This is a genomic window from Candidatus Chryseobacterium colombiense, from assembly GCA_029203185.1.
Classification (GTDB): domain Bacteria; phylum Bacteroidota; class Bacteroidia; order Flavobacteriales; family Weeksellaceae; genus Chryseobacterium; species Chryseobacterium colombiense.
Genome location: CP119310.1, coordinates 3,331,619 through 3,355,599, shown reverse-complemented (window position 1 = coordinate 3,355,599; position 23,981 = coordinate 3,331,619). Strand labels below are relative to the sequence as shown.

20 protein-coding genes and 1 riboswitch are annotated in these 23,981 nt (G+C 35.9%); of the genes, 3 read left to right on the top strand and 17 right to left on the bottom strand.

Translation table 11 applies throughout. From position 1 onward, the window contains the following. Positions 1-22: 22 nt before the first annotated feature. The 4 genes from P0Y62_15120 to P0Y62_15105 form a co-directional block, all read right to left on the bottom strand. The gene (locus P0Y62_15120; protein ID WEK69170.1) at positions 23-1,282 is read right to left on the bottom strand and encodes a HAMP domain-containing sensor histidine kinase; all 1,260 of its coding nucleotides are present in this window, start codon (positions 1,280-1,282) and stop codon (positions 23-25) included. A 1-nt stretch (position 1,283) separates the two neighbouring features. After that, a complete protein-coding gene (locus P0Y62_15115) occupies positions 1,284-1,958 on the bottom strand; it encodes a response regulator transcription factor (protein ID WEK69169.1) in 675 nt (224 codons plus the stop codon). 162 nt (positions 1,959-2,120) lie between these two features. Then, positions 2,121-5,234: a DUF5686 family protein gene (locus P0Y62_15110; GenBank protein ID WEK69168.1), complete on the bottom strand. Its 3,114-nt coding sequence runs from the start codon at positions 5,232-5,234 to the stop codon at positions 2,121-2,123. 56 nt (positions 5,235-5,290) lie between these two features. Beyond that, positions 5,291-5,743, bottom strand: a complete 453-nt coding sequence (locus tag P0Y62_15105; protein WEK69167.1) for a DUF2147 domain-containing protein — start codon at positions 5,741-5,743, stop codon at positions 5,291-5,293. 289 nt (positions 5,744-6,032) lie between these two features. Here P0Y62_15105 and P0Y62_15100 point away from each other — a divergent pair, with 289 nt between their 5' ends. Both P0Y62_15100 and P0Y62_15095 read left to right on the top strand, forming a co-directional pair. Further along, positions 6,033-6,686 carry a FadR/GntR family transcriptional regulator gene (locus tag P0Y62_15100; GenBank protein ID WEK69166.1) on the top strand — a complete coding sequence of 218 codons (654 nt, stop codon included), beginning with the start codon at positions 6,033-6,035 and terminating at the stop codon, positions 6,684-6,686. 53 nt (positions 6,687-6,739) lie between these two features. Further along, complete coding sequence (locus P0Y62_15095) at positions 6,740-7,936, top strand: MFS transporter (GenBank protein WEK69165.1); 1,197 nt, start codon at positions 6,740-6,742, stop codon at positions 7,934-7,936. 477 nt (positions 7,937-8,413) lie between these two features. On the opposite strand, the gene P0Y62_15090 is transcribed toward P0Y62_15095, so the two are convergent. From P0Y62_15090 to P0Y62_15035, 12 genes are all read right to left on the bottom strand, one after another. Beyond that, entirely contained in the window at positions 8,414-9,355 is a 942-nt protein-coding gene (locus P0Y62_15090; protein WEK69164.1) for a transporter, read from the bottom strand. Between the two features lies 1 nt (position 9,356). Then, a complete protein-coding gene (locus P0Y62_15085; protein WEK69163.1) occupies positions 9,357-10,400 on the bottom strand; it encodes a cytochrome c peroxidase in 1,044 nt (347 codons plus the stop codon). Then, the gene (locus P0Y62_15080; protein WEK69162.1) at positions 10,393-11,217 is read right to left on the bottom strand and encodes a hypothetical protein; all 825 of its coding nucleotides are present in this window, start codon (positions 11,215-11,217) and stop codon (positions 10,393-10,395) included. The genes P0Y62_15085 and P0Y62_15080 overlap by 8 nt, the downstream gene beginning before the upstream one ends. A gap of 178 nt (positions 11,218-11,395) precedes the next feature. Next, complete coding sequence (locus P0Y62_15075) at positions 11,396-11,764, bottom strand: hypothetical protein (protein ID WEK69161.1); 369 nt, start codon at positions 11,762-11,764, stop codon at positions 11,396-11,398. 5 nt (positions 11,765-11,769) lie between these two features. Then, on the bottom strand, positions 11,770-12,444 hold the full coding sequence (locus tag P0Y62_15070; protein WEK69160.1) for a superoxide dismutase: 675 nt from the start codon (positions 12,442-12,444) through the stop codon (positions 11,770-11,772). Positions 12,445-12,474: 30 nt separating this feature from the next. Continuing rightward, positions 12,475-13,155 (bottom strand): SCO family protein, encoded by a 681-nt coding sequence (locus P0Y62_15065; protein ID WEK69159.1) that lies wholly within the window; start codon positions 13,153-13,155, stop codon positions 12,475-12,477. Next, complete coding sequence (locus tag P0Y62_15060) at positions 13,142-13,417, bottom strand: YHS domain-containing protein (protein ID WEK69158.1); 276 nt, start codon at positions 13,415-13,417, stop codon at positions 13,142-13,144. Before P0Y62_15060 ends, P0Y62_15065 begins: the two co-directional genes overlap by 14 nt. Positions 13,418-13,643: 226 nt before the next feature. Continuing rightward, positions 13,644-14,006, bottom strand: a complete 363-nt coding sequence (locus P0Y62_15055) for a hypothetical protein (protein WEK69157.1) — start codon at positions 14,004-14,006, stop codon at positions 13,644-13,646. Between the two features lie 274 nt (positions 14,007-14,280). Next, positions 14,281-16,233, bottom strand: a complete 1,953-nt coding sequence (locus P0Y62_15050; protein ID WEK69156.1) for a heavy metal translocating P-type ATPase — start codon at positions 16,231-16,233, stop codon at positions 14,281-14,283. 43 nt (positions 16,234-16,276) lie between these two features. Further along, entirely contained in the window at positions 16,277-16,696 is a 420-nt protein-coding gene (locus P0Y62_15045; GenBank protein WEK69155.1) for a transcriptional repressor, read from the bottom strand. 248 nt (positions 16,697-16,944) lie between these two features. Next, the gene (locus P0Y62_15040) at positions 16,945-18,438 is read right to left on the bottom strand and encodes a RagB/SusD family nutrient uptake outer membrane protein (GenBank protein ID WEK69154.1); all 1,494 of its coding nucleotides are present in this window, start codon (positions 18,436-18,438) and stop codon (positions 16,945-16,947) included. Positions 18,439-18,456: 18 nt separating this feature from the next. Continuing rightward, the gene (locus P0Y62_15035) at positions 18,457-21,366 is read right to left on the bottom strand and encodes a TonB-dependent receptor (protein WEK69153.1); all 2,910 of its coding nucleotides are present in this window, start codon (positions 21,364-21,366) and stop codon (positions 18,457-18,459) included. An 83-nt stretch (positions 21,367-21,449) separates the two neighbouring features. Then, a riboswitch (SAM riboswitch) is annotated at positions 21,450-21,548 on the bottom strand. Between the two features lie 230 nt (positions 21,549-21,778). On the opposite strand from P0Y62_15035, the gene P0Y62_15030 reads away from it, so the two are divergent. After that, entirely contained in the window at positions 21,779-22,186 is a 408-nt protein-coding gene (locus P0Y62_15030) for a 3-dehydroquinate dehydratase (GenBank protein WEK69152.1), read from the top strand. Between the two features lie 153 nt (positions 22,187-22,339). Here the strand turns inward: P0Y62_15030 and pckA are convergent, their stop codons facing one another. Continuing rightward, a complete protein-coding gene (pckA, locus tag P0Y62_15025) occupies positions 22,340-23,959 on the bottom strand; it encodes a phosphoenolpyruvate carboxykinase (ATP) (protein WEK69151.1) in 1,620 nt (539 codons plus the stop codon). Positions 23,960-23,981 lie beyond the last annotated feature (22 nt).

Genomic DNA, 23,981 nt, shown 5'->3' with positions numbered 1-23,981 from the left:
ATTTTGTAACTGAATGAAAAATTTATTTAAAAGAGATGGTAAAAGAATGCTGATTATCTATAAAATCGTAAAAAATTTTATATTGATACAGATTACATATTTTTTTACAAATCTCCAATCCTAAACCAAGACTTCTACTGTCATTGGATTGTTTTTTAAATCGTTGAAACAAATCAGATTCATTCAGTTTCCCCGTTTCTTTCTGCGCATCATTGATGACCACCACAGACTGATCTGAAATTTTTATCTTAATATGGTTGTTATCATTTGTATATCGCAATGCATTTGAAATTAAGTTTCCGAACAGAATATCAATCAGAATTGGATTGGCAATGATCTCCGTCCCATCTTTTGACTTCACTTCCAACAGAATATTTTTTATCTGTAAAACATCCTGATATTGTTCTATAATGTGATTAAAAACATTTTTCACCTTAATTTTCTCAATATTCGGAAATTGATTGTTTTCGATTTTAGCCAGCAGCAACAAGGTCCTGTTAATTCTCTGCATTTTTTCTCCTACAGAAAAAATATCACTAATCAGCTCTAGCTGTTCTTCGGTAATTGGATGGGTCTGCATCAGCAATTCCAATTTGCTGGAAAAAACGGCAATAGGAGTCTGCAATTCGTGAGAAGCATTTTCTGTAAATTCTTTTTGAGCTTTATATAATTTGTTATTCCGATTGACCAATTCACAAATTGAGTTTTCCAGATCTTTAAACTCAAAAATTTTAGTCGGCATAAAATTCAGCTCATCGGAATTATCTACACGATATCCTTGCATTTTTCTGACAATATCATTGAAAGGCAACCATAGTTTTTTAGAAATGGAAAGATTGATTAATCCCAATCCGACAATTAATATGAAAATAAACGCAAACTGCAGTAACAAAATATTTTGTAAAAGGTCTTCGTCTTCAATCATCGATTTCCTGATTCTGATGGTATAATTTTTTCCATTAACTGTTACATTTGAAAGCAAAACCCGATGCATCACCGTCTCATTATCGGCTTCAACAAATAAGGGTTCATTGAATAAAACATCCGATGTTTTGACTGTTTTTGATGGAGTAACAGTAATATTATTTTCAAAAGAGATAAGAGCCGTTGGAGAAACGGTTTTTAATTGGGTCTGAATCCAGTCTTTTTGCTGCTTCATTTCTTCATCCAGATCTGCCAGCAACAAATGCTGTAAAGAAACATAAAATAATGGAATGGAAATTATGGAAATAATTGCCGAATATATGATGTATCTTTTAGATATGTAGTGAATTAGCTTCATTTTAAACTTCAAATTTATACCCCATTCCGTAAACGGATTTTAAATAATCATCACTCCCCGCCTTGATCAGTTTTTTCTTCAAATTTTTAATATGAGCATAAATAAAATCATAATTATCATAGAGATAAATATTTTCGTCTGATAAATGCTCTGCAATTGCTGCTTTGGAAAGTACCCGGTTTTTATTGACCGCAAAATAGAGCAATAAGTCGTATTCAGTTCTTGTTAAATCTACAGATTGATTGTTGACACTCACTGTTTTTGCCACAATATCAATCGTAATATCCTGGAGTATCAGAATATTCTCCCCATTAAATCTTCTTCTTCGGATAACTGCCGCAATTCTTGCACAGAGTTCGGATAAATGGAAGGGCTTTGGAAGATAATCGTCTGCACCAAGTTTCAGACCTTCAATTTTATCTTCTATGGAATTCTTTGCCGAAATAATAATAATCCCTTCTGTTTTATTATTTTCCTTTAAAAATTTCAGCACATTGAGTCCGTTTCCATCGGGTAAGGAAATATCAAGCAAAACACAGTCATAATCATAGCAGTCGGCCTTTTCGATAGCATCATTAAAGCTGTTTGAAACCTCACAAAGGTAACTTTCAGATTTCAAGTAACTCACTATACTTTTGCTTAAAGCGACCTCATCTTCTACTATTAATATTTTCATAACTACTTGATTGAATGATTAAAAATTTTATTTAACTGTGTGTTTTCCAGAAAATAATACCCTGTTATACAAATCCTCTCAAAACGCAAACTAATACGCATTACAAATTAAAAAACTGATTTTGGAGAAATTCTGAATTTGACATTCAATAAAGCATTCTGATTAGAAAGTCGTATTGAATCCAAATCTTATCCCAAATTTTGGAGAAACCGTAGGGTTATTGTTTGAAGAAATATTATTCCAAATAAAATCTACCCTTAACGGGCGTAAATTGCCAAAGCCAATATTTTCAATTCCAAAACCATATTCTATATAGGGTTTTCTAGGTACATTGTATTTTATATTAGACCGATTCAGGTCAATTGTTCCTTGAGAAATAGTCCCCATATAGCTACGAAATAAAAGAACACTTCTGAATTTTGTCCGGTTCAGGATCGGGATATGATTGATGATAAATCCGTTAAAATGATGATCCAGATTAAATTGCACAAATTGGTCTGCCACAAATTGGTAATAATTAAGCAGGGCAAAAGTGTTGGGAGCATAAAAATAAGTCTGGTTTGCGGAAACGCCGCTTGCTAGAGACAGCGGAACCGGATTAAAAGTTTTTCCTGCAATAATGGTAGGATCTAAAACACCAAATTTCCCGACAAAAACAGGATGGTTGTATAAAATATTAATTTTCTGATATTTAAATTGCGACTCTCCGAAATCACTGAAACCAGTTATGAAATTAACCAACAGAGAAGGATGCAGTCTGATTCCGTAATTCCGGTCTACACCGGTTCCAAAAACTTCTCTTTTCGGAGTGTAATTTATAAAAAAAGTGGTGTTGAAATCATTCGTTTTTGTTTCCAATGTGTGAGTTTCAGGATTAATGAAAGCCAACGAAAACAGATCCGGTGCAGCACTTTCTATTGTGCTGTAATTTCCTACAACTCCAAATTCAATATTTTTATATGGTTCCATGGAGATTTTCGCACTTACTTTATCAACTTTAGATAAATAATAATTTCTGCCACGGTTAAAAATTGCTTTGGACTCGTTTTGAGCATCGGGTAAAATATGATCCCCTACAAAATTCGTCAAACCAGCCTGTTGATAGTCATCAATATAAGCAGCATCAACTATTAAACGCTGTTTTTTTGCCAAAAGATATCTGCTTTCCAGGCCGAAACTGACAGAATTATTTTTAAAACCATAGGTGGCAAATCCCAGAATTCTAAACCGGTCATTTAAACTTTGATACGTTCTGAAACCCAACCGGAAATTAAATCCCTGAATCTCATTGGAAGCCACTGTACTATAAATATTTCCCAGCTGAATTCCCTTAAATGCATTGAAATACCCTTCCGAAAAAGTATACAGTGCGTTGGTAATGCCTGTTATTTTTTTTGTATTGCTTGTAAATTCTACCAATTTTTCAATCCTTTTGGTTTCGGCATCGGCATTTTCTGCAATAACGTCTTTTGTAGAAAGACCCACCTGATCATCGGAAACATCATTATAAAAAGAGAGCTTTCTCGGTTCATCAAAAGTATAATTGCTGAAAAAATCTTTCTTGATTACGTATAATCCTTTTTCATCTTTTTTACTGAAAACAGTGAAAATCCCATTGTAGTTATTACTTTCCGGAACATATTTATTCTGAGCATTTAAAGTATATGTTTTGCTGAACTCCAGATCTTTTACAAAGTTAAGATTCATCTTAAGCGGTGTTTTCATCTGTATAGAAATCAGAGCATAATTAATGGAGGATATTTTGAAATGACCTCTAAACCCCAATTCTCTACTTTCTTTAGGAAAATAATCCAGGGAGTATATGGTTTCATTGTCGGTCCTGATGCTGTCTTTCAACACATAGTCATAGGTGCTGAAACCCTCTTTGGAAAGAGGGCTAACAAAATTTTTATTCAGTAAAACAATATTTTCTTCGTAGGGATTGATATTTTTAAAAGCAGCTTCCAATCGTTCAAAAAGCTTCAGATTCTGCGGAACTCCAATATCTTTTTTTCCTAATAACTTACTTTTTTTAAGATTAAACTGGGGCGAAACATAATAATGACGAAAAGTTTGTAAAAGTTCCACAGGAATATCAAAACTATCTCCTGTTCCTGTAAGGACATTTTCTGCCATTACAGAATCTATTTTTTCATGAAAAACATCTTTTGTAAAGTTTCTAGTCATTCCATTTAACCCGATCTCCGTGCTGCTAAACTCATCGTATTCATAGAAAGGATTATTTATTTTTATATTATTTTCTTTATTTTCCCAGACTTTCAGTAGTAGTTTATAAGCAGGATTTTCCTCTTTCTTTAATCGTTTCTGTAATTTCCCGGATAAGCGAACCGTTTCAATTACAGTAGTATCTTTTACTGAGGAACCCTTTTTTTCCTGGGCATGAAAAGTATGTCCGCAAAAAAGCAGAATAAAGATTAAGGTATTATTAATTATATTTTCAGGAACGTTAGATTTTTTATTTTTTCTACGAAAGGGTCTCTTGATGAGCATCTTAAAATTAGCATTATAAACGGGGTTCATATGCGTATTGATCCCATAAACGATATCTTTTTGACACATTCTGGATGCTGTTCTGAAAAGGTGATCCCAAATGGAAAGAATATCTCCGTAGTTGGTATCAGTATGTGGTAATCTATAATGATGATGAATGCTGTGCGTGTTTGGTGTTACAAAAACCAGCGATACAATACGATCAATACGATCCGGCAGCTTCATACTGGAATGAGAAATAATATTGGAGCTGCTTTCAAATAACTGAAATATAATAATGATCCAGGGTGAAATTCCAAATATAAATATCGTCACGATGAAGAAACCGACGCGAAGAAAAGTTTCTCCCGGGTGTTCCCTGAACGTAGTACTGATATCCACCTCCATATCACTATGATGAATCTGATGAAAACGCCAGCAAAACGGAATTTTATGCATTAAATAATGGTAGAAGAAATTTGAAAAATCAAGTACTACCATCGCTATTAAATAGAATAGAAAAGAATTTTCCTTGATGGGAAGAAATTTCAAAAGTCCCCAGGTATTAACTTCCGTTTGGGTAGCAGTATACATTGCAATGACAGACAAGCTAATCTGCACAGGAATGACCAGAATTAAGAAATGTGCATTAAGAAGGGTATGCAGTATTTTTTTTCTTGAATTTTGCTGCTGATAAAAGTTTTCTATGAGCCAAAATATAATCAAAATGCATAAAAAAAGAGAAATCTGAACAGCAAAAATGTGATTCTCAAAAAAAGTAGTCATAGGTAGGGTTTATATTATTCTTAAAAAATGTAATCTCAAAACATTAGGACAAGCATCTATGCTTTTTCTTTCATCCTTATGAAATAAAGAGATTTACCCAAACATTTCCATTTCCAATAACCCCGTACACAAAGTTGCCCGCTTTCATTGATTTCTACAAAAGCATCCCAAGTTCTGCCACTAGAAGCATCGTAAATTTTACCATTTTCCCAACGTTGATTTTTAGAATTATAATTCAGCCCTTCCAAAACATCCATTCCAATGATTTTAACATTTCTTAATTTCGGATTGGGATTGTTCAAATCAACGCGAGAATTCATAGGCATCCCACTTCCATCTGCTTCGTCAAACCAAATTACTTTTGCCCTGAACAAACTTCCTTCATGATAAATGCTGACAGCTACTCTTTTGTCTATTGACATCCACCGTCCTAAAATATCATCCTTTGCTGACTGTGCGGAAATACTTAAACTAAATAATAGCGTAAGCAGTAAGAATGTTCTTTCCATTTTAATTAAAGAATTATTAAATTGTATCAAATAGTATTTTTTGAATGTAAAAAACCACCATAAAGAGTAAATTAATTATTGACCTTCTATATTTTTGATTAATATTTTGAATTAGTAATTTTATGTCTGTACAAATATTTGTGGAAAATCTGTAGACAATCTGAATTTTTAGAAAAATGGAATATTTATTTTCTACATTAACCTTCCACGAAAATTTACAGAAGCTTTCTCCAGAATTAAATTTAAATACATATCTTTGTAATTCATCAGATGATATGATGTGTAAAATATGCAGATTCAAAGAAAGACATTAGCACAAGAGGTAGCAGACCGGTTGACTGAAGGAATTATCAGCAATGAATTTGCGGTTGGTGATAAATTGCCAACGGAGCCTGAGCTGATGAAAATCTACGGTGTTGGAAGATCAAGCATTCGTGAAGCCATCAAAATACTATCAATCAAAGGAGTACTGGATGTACAGCAGGGAGTGGGAACTTTTGTTATTTCCAATATTATTCATGAATCTCTGGAATCGCAGATGGACAAGGCACAGATTGAAGAGGTACAGGAGGTACGCTCCTTACTTGATTCTAAAATTGCAGCCAAAGCAGCATTACATCGCAATGAAGAACAATTGAAAAAAATTAAGTGGTATCTTGATCAAAGAAATATTTTAGCAGAAGAAAAAAAAGCGCTGGAATGTTATCAGGCTGATATTAATTTCCACGTTGCCATTGCTGAAGCCTGTGGCAATAGTCTGTTAAGGGAAATCTATAAAATCGCAAGCTCACATATTTTGAGATCTTTTGAAATCAGACATAATGACACCACCTCTTTTATTATTTCCCAGGCCATTCATGAGCGTCTTTATTTAGCTATAGAAAATAAAAATGCAGAGGAAGCAGCCATTATTGCTCAACAAATTGTTGATCAGGTGTATTAAAAATTAAAGCTTTAACAAAATTCATCAGATGACCTGACGAATCAAAAATTATTATGGAAAATATTACAACAAAAAGCATTGACACCACCAAAATTGTCTACCCAATTTTATTTATGATCAGTTTCTCTCATTTTCTGAATGACCTGATCCAGTCTACAATTCCTTCCCTTTATCCCATCTTGAAAGGTGAATTTAATCTCTCTTTTGCCCAGATTGGAATTATCACTCTGGTATTTCAACTTACGGCTTCTATTTTACAGCCGTTCATAGGAATTTATACCGATAAAAAGCCTAATCCTAGATCTCTCGCTATAGGAATGGGATTGTCTATGGCTGGTTTATTATTGCTGGCAGCAGCTCATCAGTATTATGTCATATTAATAGCAGTCGGGCTCATTGGAATGGGCTCATCCGTTTTTCATCCTGAAGCATCTAGAGTCGCTCAATTAGCTTCCGGAGGCCAGAAAGGTTTAGCACAATCCATTTTTCAGGTTGGGGGAAATTCAGGAAGTGCTATCGGACCTTTATTGGTTGCATTAATTATTCTTCCATTAGGTCAGGGATATGTCGGGCTTTTTGCTATTGCTGCATTTATCGGGATCATCGTTTTGTGGAGAATCGGAAACTGGTATGCCGAAAGATTAAGTTCAAAAAAATCTTCAAAACATCCGAGTGATATTATCCATATCAATCTTTCCCGTAAAAAAGTTATTTTTTCAATTACAGTCTTACTCGCGTTGGTGTTTTCGAAATATATTTACCTGGCTTCGATGACGAATTACTTTACGTTCTTCCTGATTGACAAATTCCATATTTCTGTGAAAGATTCTCAGTTGTACTTATTTATGTTTCTTGCAGCAGTTGCGGTAGGAACTATTTTAGGTGGAAAATTAGGTGATAAATACGGAAGAAAGAAAATCATATGGATTTCGATATTAGGAGCAGCTCCGTTTACGCTTTGTCTGCCTTATCTTTCATTATTCTGGACCATCACATTTGCCGTTATCATCGGATTAATTATTGCTTCTGCATTTTCTGCCATCCTGGTGTTTGCAACTGATCTTTTGCCTAATAAAATAGGATTGGTAGCAGGACTCTTCTTTGGATTTATGTTTGGAATGGGCGGAATCGGTTCGGCCGTATTAGGAGCAGTAGCAGACGATACTAGTATTGAATATGTTTTTAAAATCTGTGCATTTTTACCATTGATGGGAATCATTACTGCATTTCTTCCTAATCTTAAAAAATAAAAACCTCCACCTTTCTCGGTGCAAGTCAACAAAAAGGATATGATTTCAATTAAATAATATTATTCTTAATGGATTTAATTCTTTTTAACGCAAAGGTCTTTATTTCTTTTGTTAATATTTGTAGGAGCAAAGATTGAATCCATTAAATGGATTTGATGAAGCGAGCATGATAAACAAAGCTTCATCAAACAGCAACGCTGTTCATCTTTGCTCCCTTTAATCAATGGTTTTTAAATAAAATCTTTGCGTTTAAAATAAATGATTTTCACTTACACAATATTATTTGACGTATTTAATTCTAACGTAAAAACTTTGGTTCTTTCTTTAATATTTTGAGAGAGCAAAGATTGAATCCATTAAATGGATTCGATGAAGCGAGCATGATAAACAAAGCTTCATCAAACAGCAACGTTATTCATCTTTGCTTCCTTCAATAAATGGTTTTTAAATAAAATCTTTGCGTTGAAAAGAATTAAGCTAAATCCCGAAATTCAGGAAAATACTGAAACGGGATTTCGCTTCAATATCACCTCCTGCTAAACGGGAATATACAGGAAGCATGACCTCACTTCCCAGACTGAATCTTTTATAAGAAACTTCAAAACCAATTTTACCATACAAAGCACTTCCAGCTGTATTAGGTAAAACTTCATCAAACTGTCTGTTTCTGTCATAAACTTCTCCCTGAAAACCTGCCTTTCCCGAAAAAATGGTGGTATCATTTTCTGAAAGTCGATAAAAGCCTGTTGCTGCATAATTCCACTGGTTTCCAAAATGGTAATGTTTCTTATTTTCAGTTTTAATAGTATAATCCGTATTCAGCAGAACAGCAATCTTATTTTTCTGAAACTTATAATTGACAGCCATCTGATAATCCCAGCTTCCTGTCCCTAACTGAAAGCTTGGATTAACACCCGAAATTCCCTTTTCATCAAATTTTCCTAACGGAAGTTTCAGTCCAATACCTCCACTCAGCTGATGGATATTCCCTTTTGAATTCAGAAACTGATAAATTCCCATCAGATTCAGATCTCCGATTCCGCTGATATTGATATCTCCCTGCAAAGTTTTCTTTTCATGGAAATGAAACGGCAAACTTGCATATACACTTAGTTTTTTCGTCAAAGGAATTTTACCCCAGATCTGAATCGTATTAAAATATTCATCCTGCGTTAAGTCTTTAACAAACAAATTTTCCTTTGCTTTATAATGCTGGGCAAAATATTTAATCCCGACGAACTGAGGATTCAGTAAGGATTCAAAACCGGAAGATCCGTTTCCTGCAGCACATCCGCATGCATCACAGTCATCAAAAACAATCGGATTAAAATGACTGGATATATAAAGACTGTCGTTAATTGTTTTAGCCTGAAATCTATCCAAAAATACCAGAACTATCATTAAAAATATCTTCTTCATTTTATTCTGCAAATTTTGGATTCGTGATAAAATTCTTATCGGAGAGTGTTTTCAGAAAAACAATTATCAATTGTTTTTCCTGACTGGTCATGGCAATTCCGAGATGCCCGTTTTGTTTCAGTTGCGAATCAAGATTAGCATTATCTTCCACATTATCCGAATAGAAATTAAGCACTGCTTCTAACGTGTAAAATCTTCCGTCATGCATATAAGGTGCTGTATATTCCACATTCCGTAAACTTGGCACCCGGAATTTCATCCAGTCGTTTTGATCCAGTGTCACCCGATAACGTCCTGCATCTTTAAACTGGGTATTGTAGTACATTCCTGTATTCCTGAAACTTTCATCGGTAAATAATTCTCCGCTATGACAGGAAGCACAGTTCTGCTTAAACAATTCCATGCCCTGTGCTTCGTCTGAAGAGAAACTTACTTTTCCCTGTTTTACCCTGTCATATTTAGAATCCGCAGAAATCATGGTTGCCATAAATTGAGATAAAGCTTTGAGCACTCTTTCTCCAGTAATATTTTCATCTCCGTAGGCCGCTCTGAACAGTTTCTTATACTTACTATCTGAGCTTAATTTAGAAACAACTTCCGGCATCGAGCTATCCATTTCATCTTCATTGGTAATTGGGATGATAGGCTGTTCATTGAGGTTATGGATCACGCCATCCCACATATATCTTTTTAAAAAAGCCATATTCTGAATGGGTGGTGCATTTCGGATTCCTATCCTGTCGTCTATTCCGTGGCTTACTGTATGACCGTGATGGGTAAACGCATTTTCCTGAATATGACAGAAACCGCATGAAATCGTATTATTCCGCGAAAGTCGTCCTTCATAAAATAATTTTCTTCCCAACTCCACTCCATTTTTTGTCACCGGGTTTCCTGAGGTATCAAAAGTCATTTCCGGAAAGTACGACGGGAGTGAAAGACCATAAACCTCATCTTTTCCCAAAGGTTCCATCACTTCATCAGAACAGGAGACAAGATTTAGAAAGAATAAGAACAACAGACCGGTATGAAATATTTTAATCATTGTGAACGTGGTCTACTTTAAACATTCTGGTCAGGTTATTCGTTACGTTTACCAAATGCTGGCTTGAGCCCATCATCATATCATTGGCAGAGCTTAAAAGCAAAGGTGTTTCACCGCTCAGGTATTGATTAAAATCTGCCAAAATATGAATAGAGGGCGTAATCTGACTAGTCACTCTTGCTGTTGTCGGAAGATTCAAAGTGATTTCCCGGTAAAGATCGGGAGTTCCGTTTGCTGTTACATTTCCCATATTTCCGGTATGGTTCATGAATTCTGTATTCGGAGAACCTATTCCGTATTTACCTTCCAGTTTTACGAAAACATAACCTGCTGCCCACGACCACGACATTCCTTTTTGTTTGGCTTTATTCCAGAATTCCGCTTGTCCGTCCTGTCCCAACAGATAGGCATTCTGACTGATTCCCAATCCGAATTTTACTTTTTTATAATTGTTCTTCGGGACTTCATTCAGATTAACATACACAATTCCTGCGACCGCATCGGCCTGATCGATAATAAAAGCGCCTTTGTCAGGGTTATTTTCGTTGTATTTAAATTCATTTCCGTTTTCATCAATGAGGCTGATGTTGCTGATCACATATTTTATGTTGGAGAACTGATGCTTCTGTCCCTGCGAAGAAGTCTGCGTTGTTTGGTTTAAAACAATGTCTCCGAGATTATCAAACCCGTTTTCAAATTTGATCTGAAGGTTCCCTTTTGAGTCTGCTGATGAATCTTCATCGTTATTCCGGCAAGAAGTAAAAGTGAAAAAAGTGAAGACAATAAAGAATAGTGATAAAAATTTATAAATTTTCATTGTTGATTTTTTAGTGATAAATAGATTAAAACACCCCATCGCAATAGGGATGGAAGCGGTTATCCTTTTTTGGATTCTGACGTAAGGAAGAATCTAAAAAAGATATGAGCGGACAGCCCGACCCGAGTAGCTGCAAAAGCCAGGGAGAGGGAATTGCCCAAAAAGATAAAATGATATCCTAAAAAACCGGAGGTCTGAAAATGTGCTTTAAAAACAGAAAAGAGTACGCCGTTTCATAAAGAAAACTGGAATTTGAATAGAAAATCTTTTCTGATGTGCCGATTTTAGTGATTTCAGGAAGAACGTAAATATCCAGCAGTTTCTGTCCTGAATTTTTTGTTTTATTTAATGGTGATGAATCGGTATCATTGGTTTTAGCTATTTCTTTGCTCAGGTAGCATTTTCCGTTACAATGAAGCTCCGGATTGCTCTTATTGATACACAACACCTTGGAAATATAATCATAATTTACAGCATACTCCACCAGTGGAACCAGAGGCCTGAATACCACAAACAAAGTGAGAAATATGCTGCAAATTAAGTTCATTACTGTTATTTTTTGCTGATCGCTTCTTCGTATCTTCTGCTGATTTCCTTCCAGTTGGTTACATTCCAGATCGCAGCTAAATAATCAGCTCTTTTATTCTGATATTTCAGATAATAAGCATGTTCCCAAACATCAATCCCGAAAATAGGGGTTCCTCTTTCCTCTACAACATCCATCAGAGGATTGTCCTGATTTGGCGTTGAGGAAACGAATAATTTCCCGTTTTTATCGACTGCCAACCAAGCCCATCCTGAACCGAAACGGTCTGCACCGGCTTTAGCCATTTTTTCTTTAAAAGCATCCATGCTTCCGAAAGCTTCGTTGATTCCTTTTACCAGCTTTGCAGAAGGCTGGGTATTTTTTTCAGGTGTCAAAACCGTCCAGAACAATTCGTGATTGTAGTGACCTCCTGCATTATTTCTTACCACAGCAGGCAGTTTTGAAGCATTCGACATGATCTGGAACAGGGTCTGTTTTTCCTGTGGCGTTCCTGCAATTGCTTTATTCAAATTCGCTACATACGCAGCCGCATGTTTTGAATAGTGAATTTCCATAGTCTGGGCATCGATACTTCCTTCCAATGCGTTGTATGCATACGGCAATGGCGTCTGTTTGAACTGCGCAAAAGCGAACTGCGCCGCGAAAACTGCACTTAGGGCAGCTAGTTTTAAAATCTTCATAATGCTTTGTTTTTTAGTGTTAAACGATATTTATTTTAGTAATTTTTTGATATCTTCAATTAATATTTCCCGATCCGGATGGTACTTCCCTATCAGTTTCGGAGTTTTCCCTTCCGGATCTTCATAATTCAGTCCTGAATAGTAAAGAATCGGCATATTTTCTTTGTTGTATCTGCAACGTATATTTCCGTCTTTATCAACAAGGGCCATCATTCCGCTATGGTTAAGACTTTCGCCCTCATCTTCTTTGTCGCCGACATAAATATTGAACTGATCTGCCAATTTTCCGATATAATCTCTGTTTCCTGTCAGGAAATGCCAGTTTGGAGATTTTGCTCCAATTCTTTTGGCATGTTCTTTCAGTAATTGAGGCGTATCGTTTTCGGGATCTATGCTTATTGAAATAATTCCGAAATCAGGATTGTTGATTTCATCTTCAATTGCTCTCATATTCGTATTCATCACCGGGCATATTGTAGGGCATCTGCTGAAGAAAAACTCTACCAGATACACTTTTCCAAGCATATCTTTGTTGGTGATTTTTTTATTGTTCTGATCCGTCAGCTGAAAATCAGGAACCTTCATTACGGTATAAAGATTTTTCTTAAAGTATCCCATTCCTACACCGATCCCCAGAAAAAGCAACGCAATAACCGCAATCGGAATAATTACTTTACTTTTTGTATTGTTAGGCTTTTTATTTTTGGGCATACTTCTCAGGATTTTTCTTGAATTCGTCTCTGCATAATGAACTGCAAAAACCGTACGTTTTATTTTTATACACTGCCGTATCTTTCATATCCACTTCTGTAGGCATGTGACAGATAGGATCTTCAGCGTTAGCAAATTTTATTTTTTTTGTATTTGATTTTGTAGAAGTATTGGCTTTTTTATGCTTTACTTTAGGAGTTTCTTGAGCACAGGCCATTAATGAAACAGATAAGAATGCCGTTAAAATAATTTTTGATTTCATTTTAATTTTAAATTGAAATTAATAATAGTATTGAATGAAAATTGATTGATGTATTAAACTAAAACAGTAGCCGAATTTATTTTAAACCATTAAGAATATTGAAGGGATTAAGATCTATTAAGAAATCATATTGATTTTTAAGCGTTCTACTTAACATGAAGCTATTCTTAAAAACTTAGACCTCAATGGTTAAATCATTAACTAAAAGATTAGTTTAATATAAAATTTAAACGAGAGGAGGATGGAATATTCGGGTGAAATATTCTGAAGGATAAAAACCAACATCATGCGAGTTTGATTTTTTTATAGGAATATCAAATTGATTTTTATCTGAAAAGGAAAGAATCTCCTGAAATAGAAAAACATCTAACCCATTAATTTTTATATTCTGGCTGTTATTAGACTGCTTTTCTGTTTTTGCCAGCTCTTTTTCAACATAGCATTTTCCCTTACAGGTAGATTGGGGAATATTTCTATTTTCACAAAGATTTTTCACGATGTAATCATAATTCACCGCATAATTAACCAGAGGCAACACAGGACGTATTGCAATTGTGAAAATAATAAATATGGAAATGAAAAATTTCAACAATCAAATCTCTCCTACAAATATACTACTGTATTTTGTTTTTATGGTCGATTTATGATGAAAGTCATTTTTCTAATTCATATTGCCGGGTTGATTGCTATAAATTTTCTCCCGCAGATTGGGCTGATTACGCAGATTCTTATATTCTAATTGTAAGAAAAAACATGTGCAATCATCTGCGGAATCTGCGGGAGGTGAAATTTTAAGATGACTCCCACAGATTATACAGGTCTTTGAAATTTGTGTAATCTGTGGGAAATGATCTATAGTCTATTTAAAATTTCATTCGCTGAATTCTTACCGCGTTTAAAATCGCAAGCAACGCAACTCCTACATCCGCAAAAACTGCTTCCCACATCGTAGCCAAGCCTCCCGCTCCTAAAGCAAGAACAATTGCTTTAACTGCAAACGCCAGGATAATATTCTGCCAGACTATCTTTTTAGTTTGTTTTCCTATATTAATCGCCATCGGAATTTTACTTGGCTTATCATCCTGAATTACGACATCAGCTGTTTCAATGGTAGCATCACTTCCCAAACCGCCCATCGCAATACCGACATCGCTTAAAGCAACTACAGGCGCATCATTCACTCCGTCTCCTACAAAAGCTACCGTCTGGTTTTTTGCTTTAATTTCTTTGACTTTATTGACTTTGTCTTCAGGAAGCAGATCTCCATAAGCATTCTGAATACCTAATGTATCAGCAACATACTTTACAACAGATGGTTTATCTCCGCTCAGCATTGTCGTTGCTACGTTTAATGCTTTTAATTTATCAATGGTCAATTGAGCATCAGCTTTAATAGAATCTGCAATCGTTAAATAGCCGACAAACTTTTTATCATAAGCCACAGCAATTAAAGTATAGACAATATTCTCTGGAGTAACATTATAATTGATGTTGAACTTATCCATTAATTTGAAATTACCTACAAGCAATTCTTTTCCGTTGATCATTGCTTTTAAACCATGTCCGGGAATTTCTTCGACCTCTTCCAATAGAATGGAGTGATCAATTTCTCCTACATATTCATGAATTGCAGTAGCAACGGGATGTGAACTTTTACTTTCCAAAGCATTGACGAATTTTAAAATTTCATCTTTATTAAATTCATTATTGAAATCAACTTCCTGAACTTTAAAAACCCCTTCCGTCATCGTTCCTGTCTTATCCATCACCACATTCTGAATATTGGCTAAAACATCCAAAAAGTTACTTCCTTTGAATAAGATCCCATTCCGGCTTCCCGCTCCTATTCCTCCGAAATATCCCAACGGAATTGAAATAACCAAAGCACACGGACATGATATTACCAGAAACACCAATGCTCTGTACAACCAATCTCTGAACTCATAATGGGATACAAAAAGGTAAGGCAATAAAGTAATTCCGATGGCTAGAAATACAACAATAGGGGTATATACTTTAGCAAATTTTCTGATGAATAATTCGGTCGGAGCTTTTTGAGCCGTTGCGTTTTGCACCAACTCTAAAATCTTGCTCAATTTACTGTCTTTATAAGCTGTAGTGACTTTTACCTGACTTACAGTATTCAGATTAATCATTCCTGCTAAAACAGTTTCTCCTTTTGTCTTGGTATCCGGTTTACTTTCGCCTGTTAATGCAGCAGTATTAAATGAAGCTGTTTCGGATAATAACTCTCCATCCAATCCTAGTTTTTCACCTGATTTCAACTGAATAATATCACCAATATTTACTTTTTCAGCTTTTACCGTTTCAGGTTTACCGTCTTTTAAAACAGTTACTTCATCGGGACGCTGATCGAGTAAGGATTTAATATTGGTCTTAGCTCTGGTAACCGCCATTGCCTGGAAAACTTCCCCCACGGAATAAAACAGCATTACCGCTACGCCTTCGGGATATTCGCCGATCGCAAAAGCTCCGATGGTCGCAATTCCCATGAGGAAAAACTCAGAGAAAACATCCCCTTTTGTGATGCTTTCAAAAGCTTCTTTTAAAACAGGCAATCCCACCGGAATGTAAGCAACAAGATACCAAACCAGGCGGATCCAGCCAATAAACCAATCAGGTTTTATATAATGATCTAAAGAGATTCCTATTAACATTAATAGAAAAGAGATGATCGCCGGCAGAAACATCTGAAATACAGACTGGTCTCCCGTATCATGAGAATGGTCGTGATCGTGTCCTTCATGATTATGATTATGCTCTTTTTTCGGTTTTGTGCTACAGCATTCTTCCATATTTAAAATTTTGATCAAAATTAGGCGTAAAGCAGATGCAATGCTATTGCAAACTTTCGAGACAAGTTTCACAAATTCCTTTGGCAAAAAGTCTTATTTCATCTATTCTGAAATTCGTCTGAACATTTTCAGGGAACGATATATCTTCTTTACAGGTGGTCTGTTTGCAGATCTTGCAGTAGAAATGCAGATGCCAGTCTTTATGGGTGGTTTCATCGCAACCGTCATGACAAAGCTTGTATTTTGTTGTTGTATTTTCCTGAATGCTGTGAACGATTCCTTTTTCTTCAAAGGTTTTTAATGTTCTGTAAATAGTTGTACGGTCTGCATGATCAAAATGGTTTTCGATTTCAGATAATGATAAGGCAGCCTCCTGAGAACTTAAAAAGTCATACACCAAAATCCTCATACTTGTAGGTTTGGTGTTTTTATTAATCAATTTATCTTCGATGTGCGTTTTCATTGTTCGGATTTCTGTGTTCTTCTCAAAGTTAATTGTTTTTTCAATGGTTTCATCATTAGTTGCTTCTGTTTACATCTATCAGATGCTATTAAAGTCTACAAAAGTATTTCTAAGTTTATTGCAATCATATTGCAAATACAAACTAGACCTGATCTTATACATTGCCCTACTTCAACATTTAAGTTATACAATAAAAAAGCCACTCCCATAAAGCAGTGACTTTCCTTTAAAAATTTAAAAAACTAAAACTATAAGTTCGGATTATTCTCAATCTCTTTTTGTGGAATCGAGAATAAATAATATCTGCTGTTGGCTACAAAAGGAGACTGATCCGGGAATGCAAAGATGGTATGTCCTCTTCCATTTACCGTTTTCACCACACCATCCGGTGTAGTAATCTGCACCTGAATCGCCTGTCCACTTGTATTGGTATAAGGCTTTCTTACCACTGTTCCCTGTGTTCTTATGATGTCTGATAATGAAAATCCTTCTCCAAACAGTTCTTTTCTTCTTTCAATCAATATTTCTTTGATCACCTCGCTTTGCGCTAAAGAACCAGAATATTGATTGGCATTTCTTGCAGATTTTAGTTGATTTAAAACTGTTACAGCATTTGTAACGTTTCCGTTTCTTGCTTCAGCTTCAGCTTCAATCAAATACATTTCTGCCGCTCTCATATACACGATATCAGCAATTAAATTGGCTTTAAATTTAAATTTAGCATATCTCAACAATCCTTCTCTTCCCGGGTTTCCATCCCATGAAAACAGTGAATAACGGATATCATTGGTATCAAATAAATCTTTAAAGTAAGGATCTGCCATAAAGCTGTAATAATAGCTTCCCGAAGACGAAACATCTAAAAAGTGAAACGCGTAGCTTTCTCCCGACTGTTCCTGTGTCTGACCGTGCCCCCAAATCCATTCTCCATTGCTGATGTCATTGAACCCGTCTTTATATTTTTCCGCCGTCATCAAAGCATATCCATTTCTAGCGATTTTTGCAGAAGCCACTGCTTTTGCCCAGTCTCCCGTATTTAAATAAGCTCTTGCCAACAAACCGTTTACCACTGACCTGTCAATTTTATCCTTGTTGTTTCTTGAATAATTTTGAAGCAGCTGATCAGCATCCGTAAGATCACTTTTAATCAGAGTATATATTTCTTCCAAGCTGGCTTTTTTCTTTCCGACCGAACTTGTAGTTGTAGGTTCGGTATAGATTGGAGCTGTTAAAGCCGTTTTATCTTTCAGATAGCTGAATTGATAAAAGCTTGCCAGATTTAAGTAACAAAATGCCCTCAATGCTTTAGCCTGACCTTTCACCTGATTTTTTTTATCCTGACTTCCTTCTACTCCGTCAATCCTTGCCAAGACATTATTCATATTGTTGATGGTGGAATACAGCAAGCTCCAGATAAAAAGAGGCCTGCTTCCCGTATTATTCACCAAATCTGTAAAAGCATAGGCTCCCGGAAAACCATATTTATTGGTTAAAACCGCCACATCACTTCCCATGGCATCGCTTGTTCTCAAGACTGTTGAATATCCTATATTAGAATACGTTGTTCCATCATCATTGAATTTCGCCCAGGTTCCGTTAATGACGGTTTCCGCACTTTCTGCCGTTTTGAAAATCTCCTCTTCATTCGCCTGATTGGTAGGAGCCGTTTCCAGATCACTTTCACAGCTGACTAAAAACAATACAGTGATTAGTGCAAAAGATATATATTTTAATTTTTTCATTGTTTTTCTTTTTTAATGTTAAAGAGTTGCCTGCACACCGAAAGTAATCGTTCTCATTGCAGGATACCTGTAATACGTCGTTCCGTCTAAGGTTTGCTCAGGATCCATTCCTTTATGCTTGTAGAAAGTTAAAAGGTTTTCTGCCTGAACATAAACTCTGAATTTTTTCAATCCTATTTTTTCAAAATAATCAGACGGCAATGTGTAGCCTAAGCTTACATTTTTCACTCTCGCATACGTCCCTGAATATAAAAATCTTGATGAGGTTGAAGTCCAGTTATTGGTTGTTGTACTTAAAGCCGGAACATCCGTATATGGATTTTCAGGCGTCCATCTGTTCAGCATCTCTGCACTCCATGCTCTTCCTGCGGAACTACCGTTATGCATCAGCATTGTATAATCCGTATCTAAAATTTTCCCGCCAATACTGAATGTTACCAACGTTGAGAAATCAAAGTTTTTGTAAGCCAGGCTTGTTGTCACTCCTCCCATTACTTTTGGAAGTGACGACCCCTGCAATGTTTTTGTTGCTTTTGCATACTCTGAAGTGGTTCCTTCTACTGTATTTCCGTTAGCATCTGTTGTAATTGTTTTCCACAGCGGGTTTCCATTGGCAGGATCTACTCCCACCCATTCAGGAATGAAAAAATCATATACTGAACCTCCGACCTGCAACAACTTCGTACCACTTACAATTGAACCTTTCGGAAGTTTAGTGATTTCATTTTTTAAGGTACTTAAATTCACATCAACATTCCATTCAAAATCTTTTGTTTTAATGGGTGTGGTAAATAATGAAAATTCGAAGCCTGTATTTTTTAATTCACCAATATTCGCCTGATATTCGCTGAAGCCCAATGAAGGTGCTAAAGGCATTCCAAAGAGAAGGTCTTTACTTTTTCTTTGAAAGTATTCTACGTTACCTTTAATCCTGTTATGTAAAATAGAAAATTCAATACCCGCATTTAAATTCAGGTTGGTTTCCCATTTCAGATCCGGAGTCGGCAATTTGCTCGCTACCGTTCCCCCCTCACCTAAATTATTGTAAAAAGCATACAAACTCTGGTAAGCATAATAGGTACTCAGTTTATCATTTCCCTGACCTCCATAACTTGCACGAAGGGTCAGCTGATTAAAGACATTTAAATTTTTAATAAAATCTTCATTCGACGCTTTCCATGAACCTCCTACTGACCAGAATGTTCCCCATCTGTTTTCCGGTGAGAATCTTGAAGAACCATCGGCTCTTACAGATCCGGAAACAAAATATTTATTCTGAAAGTCATACTCCGCTTTTCCTAAGAAACTTAACAGTCCCAATTTGTCACTATTTCCCGAGAAACTTCCCAGTAAAGCCGCTGCATCAGGTTCGTAATAATACGGTAAAGAAAACTGACTTCTGCTTCCGGAAATCGTCTGATATTCGTAATGGTAAAATTCCTGGCCACCTAAAATATTAATATGATGCTGTCCGAATTTTTTATCGTAGGTTAAAATATTACTGGTGGTATAAGACAGTGTTCTGGAATTGGTTTTTGTCACAGAACCTCCAATCTCCGTACCTTCTCCCAATAAAGGATTGGTATAATAATGACCGTTATAATTAACCAGATCCACCGAAAAGCTGGATTTAAATTTCAATTCCGGCAGGAAAGTAAATTCCGCAAAACCTTTTCCTGAGAAATTATCTTCTCTGTTTTCGTTTTTGTCTAAAGGTAAAGTTGCCGCCGCATTTTCATTTTGCAAAGCACTTGTAGGTCTGTATTTTCCGAAATCATAAATATAATTTCCGCTGGAATCCAGCTTATAGCTTCCATCTGCATTTCTTTCATAGTAAGGATAGAAAGACGGAATCACTCTCGCTGCATTGATCACATTATCCGTTCGTGAATCAGATGAAGGCGGCGCTTCCTGAAGACTGTTTGTATATGCTAAATTCGCTCCTACGTTCAGCCATTTTTTAACTTCGGAATTAATCTTTAACCTTGTGCTATATTTTTTGAAACCTGATTCAATGGCAATTCCCTTATCATCAAGATACCCCAAAGAGAAGAAATAGTTGCTTTTCTCATTTCCCCCGCTGAAATCAAGATCTACCTGATTCCTGGAAGCTGTTCTCTGCAAAATATCTTTCCAGTTGTCATTCCATAAAGCGGTTGCTCCCGGCAAAAGCTTTCCATCAGTTCCCACCGGTTTTGCATAATTTGTACCGTAAGGATTGATTCCTAAAGCATTTACCAAGTTATCGGTTGCCATTTGTGCAGCCTGCTGAGAAGAAACCTGGCTGGATTTGTATCCGTTTCTCAATGCCTCCCAATACAATTGATAGTACTGATCGGTCGTCACCTGCTCATAATCCTTTACTGCTCTGCTTGAGAAACCCTGGCTTATATTAAAGTTTACTCTGGCTTCGCCTTTTTTACCGGATTTTGTAGTCACGATGATCACACCATTTGCCCCTCTGGAACCATATAACGAACTTGCCGTAGCATCTTTCAGTACACTGATTGATTCGATATCATTGGGACTGATCGAGTTAATATTTCCGTCAAAAGGAATTCCGTCTACTACGAATAAAGGGTTACTCGATGCACTGACAGAACCAATTCCACGAATTCTGATGGACGCCGTTGAACCCGGCTGTCCCGAAGAACTTACCGCCTGAAGTCCGGGAACCTGCCCTTCCAATGCTTTCGTGATATTGGTAACAGGCCTGTTATTAATTTTCTCACTTGAAATCGTTGCTACTGAACCTGTATAGCTTGTTTTTTTAGCTTTTCCATACGCTACAACAACCACTTCATCGATCTCTTTTTCATGAAGAGTATCTTTTTTTATTTCCTGTCCGTTCACATGAGCAATTCCCAAAAAGAATGCTGCTACAGGTGGAATCCAAACTTTAGAAATAATTAAATTTTTGCTAACCATAATTAATTTTATTTGCTATTTATCAAATTTTAGCCTTTTGTAAAAAAGTCAGCAAACAGCATCAATAATCATGATTAACACTTTGCTCATCTTTCCTTTTTCAAGGCTGAATGTAACACCTTGCTTTACGCAGGTTGTTAAGATTTCACAGGGTCAGTTCCCTCCATCTTTCTTTATAAGCCGTTGCAAATCTAAAAACAATTAGTCTATAAAACAAGTAGACTTTAAAAATTTAAATATAATTTTTATAAAAATTAACTTAATTTTATTTTAAACCCAACAAAAATAGACAGTTATAAAAAATGTTAAATTATTAAATATGAGAAATATCATTAAAAATAATGCAATAATAAAATTGCAGTTTAAATCTGATTTTTTGAGATCAATTGAAAAAAAATTTTAATTTTATAGTATGAAAGTTTTAATTGTCAATGGTCCCAATCTCAACTTATTAGGAACAAGAGAACCGGAAATCTACGGAACAACCTCAATGGAGAACTATCTGGAAGGGTTGAAATCCGAATTTACTTCCCATGAAATAATCTATTATCAGTCGAATATTGAAGGAGAGCTGATCAACAGACTTCAGGAGGATGATTTTGATGCTCTCATTATTAACCCCGGAGCTTTCACCCATTATTCTTATGCGATTGCAGATTGCTTAAAGAATATCCGTAAGCAGAAAGTAGAAGTACACATCAGCAATATCTATAAAAGAGAAGAGTTCCGGCAGAAATCTGTAACGGCAGCGAATACAGATGCGGTTTTGTCCGGATTTGGAATGGAGGGTTACAGGCTGGCGGTTTTGAGTTTGAAATAATTTAAAAAATTAAAAATGCTTCGACTTCGCTCAGCACGACAGAGCTAAAATTTGTAGTTAAAATAAAACATTTAGCATTAGAGTTGTCATGCTGAGCGAAGCCGAAGCATCTCATAATAAAAAATCCTCATCAATTGATGAGGATTTATATTTTTAGTTTATTGTTTGTTCTTGTAATTGAGGCCCCGAAGGAATTAGTTTCTTACCTTCTTCAGTATTACAATACTGTTCAAAGTTTTTGATATATCTTCCAGCCAAGTCTTTCGCTTTCTCTTCCCACTCTGAAGCATCATTATATGTATTTCGAGGATCTAAGATACCTTCAGATACGTTCGGTAACGCGGTAGGAATTTCAAGATTCATAATAGGAACCATTGTTTTAGGAGCATTTTCGATGGAACCATCGATAATTGCATCAATAATTGCTCTTGTATCTTTCAAAGAGATTCTCTTTCCTGTACCATTCCAACCTGTGTTTACCAGATAAGCTTTTGCTCCATGCTCTTTCATTTTTCCGATCAATGTTTTTGAATACATTGTCGGATGCAATGTTAAGAAAGCCTCACCAAATGCCGGAGAGAAAGACGGTTCAGGTTCAGTGATTCCTCTTTCAGTTCCCGCCAATTTTGAAGTATATCCACAAAGGAAGTGGTATTGCGCCTGATCTTCATTCAATACTGAAACGGGAGGCAATACTCCGAATGCGTCTGCAGAAAGGTAAACAATCTTTTTAGCATGACCAGCTTTTGATGGTAAAACGATTTTATTGATATGATAAATCGGATAAGAAACTCTTGTGTTCTCAGTAATAGATCCGTCTGTATAATCAGCGATTCCATTATTTACCACAACGTTCTCCAACAATGCATCCCTTTTAATGGCAGCGAAAATATCCGGTTCTTTTTCAGCAGAAAGGTCGATTACTTTTGCATAGCAACCTCCTTCATAGTTGAACACTCCATTGTTATCCCAACCATGTTCATCATCACCAATTAGGTATCTTTTAGGATCTGCAGACAACGTTGTTTTTCCCGTTCCTGAAAGTCCGAAGAAAAGAGCAACATCTCCTTCTTCTCCTACGTTTGCAGAACAGTGCATAGAAGCCATTCCTTTCAATGGAAGATAGTAGTTCATCATAGCAAACATTCCTTTCTTCATTTCTCCTCCGTACCAAGTTCCTCCAATGATCTGAAGCTTTTCAGTAAGGTTGAACATTACAAAATTTTCAGAGTTTAATCCCTGAGCTTCCCAGTTCGGGTTTGTTGTTTTAGAACCATTGATTACCGTGAAATCCGGCTCTCCAAAGTTTTCCAGCTCATAATGAGAAGGACGGATAAACATATTAGTAACGAAATGTGCCTGCCACGCTACTTCAACGATGAACCTTACTTTTAATCTCGTATCTGCATTTGTTCCGCAGAAAGCATCTACTACATAGATCTTTTTCGCATCAGAAAGTTGGTTCAGCACTAAATCTTTACAAGATTTAAAGATTTCCGGTGTCGTTGGTAAATTTACTTTACCATCCCAGAAAATTGTTTCTCTTGTAACATCATCCTGAACTATATATCTATCTTTAGGTGAACGACCTGTGAAAATTCCTGTTTTTACCGATACCGCACCAGATTCCGTAAGCTCTGCTTTTTCAAACCCTTGATTTTCAGGAGAAACTTCAGCCTGATATAACTCTTCATACGAAGGATTATATATTACTTGGTAGTCTCCTTTAATCCCTAATTTTTCTAAATCTTGGATGATTTTAGCGTTTTTCATTTTACTTATATTTTTCTATTTC